Annotated in this window: 7 protein-coding genes; 3 read left to right on the top strand and 4 right to left on the bottom strand. The window is 67.4% G+C overall.

The features are described 5' to 3' along the window. Positions 1 to 87: 87 nt before the first annotated feature. The 4 genes from murU to G5A07_RS05155 form a co-directional block, all read right to left on the bottom strand. A complete protein-coding gene (gene murU, locus G5A07_RS05170; protein ID WP_049480166.1) occupies positions 88 to 798 on the bottom strand; it encodes an N-acetylmuramate alpha-1-phosphate uridylyltransferase MurU in 711 nt (236 codons plus the stop codon). Beyond that, positions 795 to 1,820 carry a phosphotransferase gene (locus G5A07_RS05165; RefSeq protein ID WP_191862962.1) on the bottom strand — a complete coding sequence of 342 codons (1,026 nt, stop codon included), beginning with the start codon at positions 1,818 to 1,820 and terminating at the stop codon, positions 795 to 797. Before G5A07_RS05165 ends, murU begins: the two co-directional genes overlap by 4 nt. Positions 1,821 to 1,884: 64 nt before the next feature. Beyond that, positions 1,885 to 2,154, bottom strand: coding sequence for a GlsB/YeaQ/YmgE family stress response membrane protein (locus G5A07_RS05160; protein WP_010483608.1), 270 nt, complete (start codon positions 2,152 to 2,154; stop codon positions 1,885 to 1,887). A 70-nt stretch (positions 2,155 to 2,224) separates the two neighbouring features. Next, the gene (locus G5A07_RS05155; RefSeq protein WP_010483606.1) at positions 2,225 to 3,718 is read right to left on the bottom strand and encodes a M20 family metallopeptidase; all 1,494 of its coding nucleotides are present in this window, start codon (positions 3,716 to 3,718) and stop codon (positions 2,225 to 2,227) included. A gap of 201 nt (positions 3,719 to 3,919) precedes the next feature. Between G5A07_RS05155 and G5A07_RS05150 the strand changes: the two genes are divergently transcribed. The 3 genes from G5A07_RS05150 (at position 3,920) to G5A07_RS05140 (ending at position 6,418) form a co-directional block, all read left to right on the top strand. Beyond that, on the top strand, positions 3,920 to 4,246 hold the full coding sequence (locus tag G5A07_RS05150) for a helix-hairpin-helix domain-containing protein (protein ID WP_032955193.1): 327 nt from the start codon (positions 3,920 to 3,922) through the stop codon (positions 4,244 to 4,246). A gap of 352 nt (positions 4,247 to 4,598) precedes the next feature. Continuing rightward, the gene (locus G5A07_RS05145; protein WP_010483602.1) at positions 4,599 to 5,675 is read left to right on the top strand and encodes a L,D-transpeptidase; all 1,077 of its coding nucleotides are present in this window, start codon (positions 4,599 to 4,601) and stop codon (positions 5,673 to 5,675) included. A gap of 17 nt (positions 5,676 to 5,692) precedes the next feature. Next, positions 5,693 to 6,418 (top strand): murein L,D-transpeptidase catalytic domain family protein, encoded by a 726-nt coding sequence (locus G5A07_RS05140; protein WP_010483599.1) that lies wholly within the window; start codon positions 5,693 to 5,695, stop codon positions 6,416 to 6,418. Positions 6,419 to 6,421 lie beyond the last annotated feature (3 nt).

The following is a 6,421-nucleotide window of genomic DNA, read 5'->3' as shown; positions in this document are numbered from 1 at the left end:
TACAGGGACGTACTTGCAGCGTCCCCTGCATGGCCCACCCGCCCGGCCAAACACGCGATCCGCTCTACGCGACCAACCACGAGGGGCTCAGCCGTTCGCCGCCAACTCAACATCCAGCGCGCGCAGGCGATCCACGGTACCCACATCGGTCCAACGCCCGCGATGGTGCTGCCCCGTCATCAACCCCTGCGCCATGAAATGCTTCTGCAGCGGCACCACCGAGAACTTCGGCGGAACACGCTCGCTACCCGGCGCATCGCCGATCACCGTGCGCCAGCCGGCCACGATGGAGGGGCGATACACGCCGATGCCGGCATAGGTCAGGCACGGTCCTTCGCGGTCGTGATGCAGCAGCCCCTGCGCATCGAGGCGGTAGTCACCTTCGGGGTGTTGCGCCGGGTTGTCGACCAGCACCAGGTGCGCCTGGCCCTGTGGCTCGCGGGGCAGCGTGGCGAAATCGAAGTCAGTCCAGATGTCACCGTTCACCACCAGGAACGGGGCGTCGCCCAGCACCGGCAGCGCGTTGAGGATGCCGCCGCCGGTTTCCAGCGGGGTCTGCCCTTCGTACATGAAATGCAGGCGCAGGCCCCATTGGCTGCCATCGCCCAGCATCGTCGGGAACTGCTCGGCCAGCCATGCGGTGTTGATCACCACCTCGCGCACGCCAAGCGCGGCCAGGCGTTCCAGGTGCCAGACGATCAGCGGCTTGCCAGCCACTTCCAGCAGCGGCTTGGGCGTGTGCAGGGTCAGCGGGCGCATGCGCTCGCCGAGGCCAGCGGCAAAGACCAGCGCCTTCATCGGGCCACGCGCAGCGGTGCGGCCAACTCGGCCAGTGCTGGCTTGATGCGGTCGTCCAGCAACTGCTGCAGCGGCGCCAGTTCGCGATAGCGTGGCAGCACTTCATCCAGATAGCCGATGAAGCGCGGCGCGTCGTCGAGGTAATGGCCCTTGTTGTCGCGGTAACGCAGGCGGCAGAACAGGCCGAGGATCTTCACGTGGCGCTGGATGCCCATCCAGTCGGCATCGCGCAGGAAGGTGGCGCGGTCGGGCACCGGCAGGCCGGCACCGCGCGCACGCTCGTGGTACTGCGCCAGCCATTCGTCTACACGCTGCAGCGGCCAGCTCAGGAAGGCGTCCTTGAACAGGCTTACCGCGTCGTAGGCGATCGGGCCGCGCACCAGGTCCTGGAAATCCAGTACCGCTGGGCCGTCGTCGACCGGCATCAGGTTGCGCGGCATGTAGTCGCGGTGGGTCATCAGCTGGGCCTGGCCCAGCGCGTTGTCCATCAGGCGGCGATGCACCAGCTGCAGCCCTTCGATCTCGCCGCAGTCCAGCTCCAGGTTCAGGTGGCGCTGCAGGAACCATTCGTAGAACAGGCCGGCATCACGCTGCAGCAGCGCTTCGCCGAACTGGCCGAAGTCGGCCGGCACCGGAATCGCCTGCAGGCGCAGCAGCTGTTCGATCGAACGGCCGAACCATTCGTCAGCGTTGCGCTCGTCGAGGATCTTCGCCAGGGTCGGGCCGCCGAGGTCTTCCAGCAGCAGGAAGCCGCCCTCCAGATCCTGTGCCAGCAGCGCGGGCACACGCAGGCCGTTGTCGTGCAGCAGGCCGCGCATGCGCAGCCACGGCCGCGGATCTTCCAGCCCCGGCGGGGCATCCATCACGATGTGGCTGCCACCGGTGCTGGTGGTGCGCCAGTAGCTGCGCATGCCGGCATCGACCGAGGCGCGTTCGACCACCGCGCTGGCATCATCGAGCTGGGTACGGGCCCACCGCAGGCGCTGCGCGCTGCGCTGGGGGTCGGAGGCGGGTTCGGTCATGCAGGCATATCCGGGCGCGCCGGGCGCGCCAACGTCGGGAACAGGAAGGGAAGGGGATGCGCGCTCAGCGGCGGCCGCTGAACAGGCGCAGGACGGCCAGCACGGCCACCGCGCCCACCACCGCACCGAGGAAACCGGCCGGCTCACCGGGGGCGTACCAGCCCATGTACTGGCCAAACCAGCCGGCCAGCAGCGCACCGAGGATGCCCAGCACGATGGTCAGCAGGCAGCCCATGCGGTTGTTGCCGGGCATGAAGAAACGCCCGAGCAGGCCGACGAAGAAGCCGACCAGGATGATGTAGAGCCAGCTGCTGCTGCCGAACAGACCATTCATGCGCGCGATTTCCAGCAAGGGTGGACGCAGCCTAGCAAGGCCAGACTGCGTCCGTCACGGTGTGGCGTAATCAGCAGCAGCCGTGGTCGCCGTGGCGGGTGCCGCTGTCGGCAGCCACCGGCGAACCGCTGGTCTCGCCGCGCAGGCTGGCGGCGTAGTGCTCGCTGATCACCTTGGACACGCAGGCGGTGACCTTCTTGCCCATCGGGATGTGCAGGAACTCGTTCGGGCCGTGCGCGTTGGAGTGCGGGCCAAGCACGCCGGTGATCATGAACTGGGCGCCCGGGAACTTCTCACCCAGCATGCCCATGAACGGGATCGAGCCGCCTTCGCCCATGTACATCGCCGGCTTGCCGAAGAAGGCCTGGCTGGCGTCGTCGATGGCCTGGGTCAGCCACGGCGCCATGGCCGGGGCGTTCCAGCCGGTGGAGGCCTTTTCCAGATCCAGGGTGACCTGCGCGCCGTTCGGCGGATCGCGCAGCAGCGCTTCCTTCAGCAGCTCACCGCAGGTCTTGCCATCGGCGGTCGGCGGCAGGCGCAGCGACAGCTTCACCGAGGTCTGCGGGCGCAGCACGTTGCCGGCCGATTCCAATGCCGGCATGCCACCGACGCCGGTGACCGACAGCGCCGGGCGCCAGGTGCGATTGAGCACCAGCTCGGTCAGGTCCTCGTTCATCGGACGCAGGCCGTCGACCATCGGGAACTTCTCGAAGATTTCGGTATCGACCACTTCGGCGGCGCGCTTGGCCTGTTCCTGGCGCTCGGCCGGAATTTCAACGTTCATGCCGTCGATCAGGATGCGGCCGGTGTCCTGGTCCTCGATGCGCGACAGCAGCTGGCGCAGCAGGCGGAAGCTGGACGGCACCACGCCGGAGGCATCGCCGGAATGCACGCCTTCGTTGAGCACCTTCACGGTGAAGTTGCCGCCGGTCAGGCCGCGCAGCGAGGTGGTGCACCACAGCTGGTCGTAGTTGGCGCAGCCCGAATCCAGGCAGACCACCAGCGACGGCTTGCCGATGCGGTCGGCCAGGTGGTCGACGTAGGCTGGCAGGTCGTAGCTGCCCGATTCTTCACAGGCTTCGATCAGCACCACGCAGCGGGCGTGCGGCAGGCCCTGGGCCTGCAGCGCCAGTACGGCGGCCAGCGAGCCGAAGATGGCGTAACCGTCGTCGGCGCCGCCGCGGCCATACAGCTTGTCGCCGCGCAGGACCGGGGTCCACGGGCCGAGGTCGTCGTCCCAGCCGGTCATTTCCGGCTGCTTGTCCAGGTGGCCGTAGAGCAGGATGGTGTCGTCGCCGGTTTCGGCGCCGGTAGCCGGAATTTCCAGGAAGATCAGCGGGGTACGGCCTTCCAGGCGCACCACTTCAACCTTCAGGCCGGGCAGCTGCTGGGCCTTGGCCCAGTTCTCCATCAGCGTGACCGCCTGTTCCATGTAGCCGTTCTGCACCCAATTGGCGTCGAACATCGGCGACTTGTTGGGAATGCGGATGTAGTCGACCAACTGCGGGACGATCTCGCTGTCCCACTTGTCATTGACGAATTGGCCGAGCTTGGCGCTGTCCATCTGAAACTCCGATTGCATGGGCTGTGATCGCGACATTCTACGCCTGTGCCGTGGGTAGGGTTTTTCCTACATCACGTCGGGTATTTGGCTGGCTTTTAGAAATCCAGGAAACCGATAGGCTGTGTGCATGTGGTGACGGACACTGTTCCTACCGACGGGATTGCCGGTCGGGACGGTCAGAACCACAAGGAGATACACGTCGTGCCTTGGAGTGTCGTGTTGAGGGCACTGGTGCTGGTCGTGTGGATCGCTGGGGCGCATGCCGCCGAACCGATCGACATCAACCGCGCCGATGCCCAGGCGCTGCAGCAGGGATTGACGATGGTCGGAGCCGCCAAGGCCGAGGCGATCGTCGAGCACCGGCGCAGACACGGCCCGTTTCATCGCGTCGAGGACCTGGCGCAGGTGAAGGGGATAGGGAAAGCAATCGTCGAACGGAATCGACAGCGGATCACCGTAGGCAACAGGTTGTTGCCGGCGGATCCGGTACCCGGATCGGTACCGGTGCGAACCGTACCGAGGCGCTGACAGCAGGAATCGTCGGAACCGGCAGGAGGCTGGTTCACCGGTCACGGACAGGAAGGCCGTGACCACCGACCGCCGCAGGACGCGGCACCAATCACCAGGATGGTGGCATCACAGACCTGTGGAAGGGGCTGAGATACAAACAGGACAGACGCGGCCGCGTGCAGGATGCAACGCTACCCCCACAGCGCAGGATGCGAGGGGGCGGCAGCAGGCCGACAAGGACGTAACGATTGCCCGGTACGACACATGGCTGTGTCGCCGGGCAGTTTCATTTCCGGCGCCTGGTTTTGCCGCGGCCACCACGGGCCGATGGTGTACGGTGGCCGCTCTGCATGGAAAGGACCCCCGCTGGATGCTTCCGCACCGCCCCACGACCCTGATGCTCGCCCTTGCACTGGCCCTGCCGCTGCTGGCCCATGCCGCTGCGACGACACCGGCTGCCAAGCCCGCAGCCGCCACCGCCGAGGTACGCGGGCCGACCGACCTCAAGCCGGGCGAATACCTGTGGCATCCGGAAATCTCGCCGACCGGCCCGATCGTGCTGGTGGTCAGCCTTGATGAGCAGCGCGCCTATGTCTACCGCAACGGTATCGCCATCGGCCTGACCACGATCAGCTCGGGCAAGGCCGGGCACGAGACGCCGACCGGTGTGTTCACCATCCTGCAGAAGGACAAGGACCACAAGTCCAACCTGTACAACAGCGCGCCGATGCCGTACATGCAGCGGCTGACCTGGGACGGCATCGCCCTGCATGGCGGCAGCCTGCCCGGGCATCCGGCCTCGCACGGCTGCGTGCGCCTGCCGCAGGCCTTCGCGCAGAAGCTGTTCAGTGAAACCCAGCGCGGCGATACCGTGGTCGTGGCCGATGCCAAGAGCTCGCCGATGACCCTGGCCTATCCGTCGGTGCTGGCGCCGGTGAACGCGCGCGGCCAGGCCCTGCCGGAGACCGAGGGCGGAGCCCCGGCACAGGCCTGGTGGGACGACGCCGCGGCGCCGGCCGGGCAGGTCGGCATCCTGGTCAGCCTGCACGACCAGCGCCTGTACGTGCTGCGCGACGGCGTGATGATTGGCGAATCGCCGCTGAAGGCCGACGCCCTGCCGGCCTTCCAGGGCACCACGCTGTTCGTGATGGGGCAGGGTTACAGCGATACCCCCAGCCCGCTGGACGTGAACCAGCGGCTGCACCAGTGGACGGCCTATCCGTTGCTGGGCCAGGACCGGGCCCAGGCCACGCCGGACCTGCTGGCCACGCCCTCGCTGCCGATGGCGCTGCCGACCGATTTCGCTCGCCAGCTGTACCAGGTGCTGGTGCCGGGCACGACCCTGCTGGTCACCTCGCTGCCGGCGGTCCGCCCAAGCCCGGCTGAATCCGGAATGCAGCCGGTCTTGGAATCCGAGCCGCCAGGGTCCACCCTCAAGGGCAACTGAGTCCCCTCGTTGTGCCCATGACTGCATCCCGCCTGTGCCGGCTGGCCGCGTTCGGCCTGCTGGCGACCTCGGCCAGCGCCCCGGCGCTGGCACAGACGCCCGCCCTCGCCACCTCTGCCGATGATCTGGCTGCCCTGCTGTCGCGCAGTGCGCCCAAGGCCGACCGCCACGTGCTGCAGCTGGCGGCGCACGCCATGCGCTGTGCGTTGCAGCGGCCGGAACTGGGCATCAATGGTGATCGCCTCAGCGTGATCGATTACTCGCGCCCGTCCACCGAGCCGCGGCTGTGGGTGTTCGACCTGGCCCATCAGCGCCTGTTGTTCGAGGAATGGGTGGCGCATGGCCGCAACAGCGGCGAGAACCGCACCGAGCACTTCTCCAACCGCGACGGCAGTTTCATGTCCAGTCTCGGCGCGTTCACCGCGCAGGAGACCTACATGGGCGGCAATGGATATTCGCTGCGCCTGGCCGGCCTGGAACCGGGCTTCAATGACCGCGCGCGTGACCGAGCGATCGTCATCCATGGTGCGCCGTACGTGAACCCGGCTACCGCGCAGCTGCAGGGGCGGCTGGGACGCAGCCTGGGTTGCCCGGCGGTGCGGCTGTCGGTGGCCAAGCCGCTGATCGATGCGTTGCGTGGTGGCACGATGGTGTTTGCTTACTACCCCGACCAGGATTGGCTGAAGCACTCGCAGCTGCTGGCCGGCGGGTGCGGTGGCCAGGGCACGCTCGCCACGCGGTGATGC

The organism is Stenotrophomonas sp. AS012628 (assembly GCF_010608305.1).
GTDB lineage: Bacteria > Pseudomonadota > Gammaproteobacteria > Xanthomonadales > Xanthomonadaceae > Stenotrophomonas > Stenotrophomonas geniculata.
This window is presented reverse-complemented; position numbering and strand designations above follow the sequence as displayed.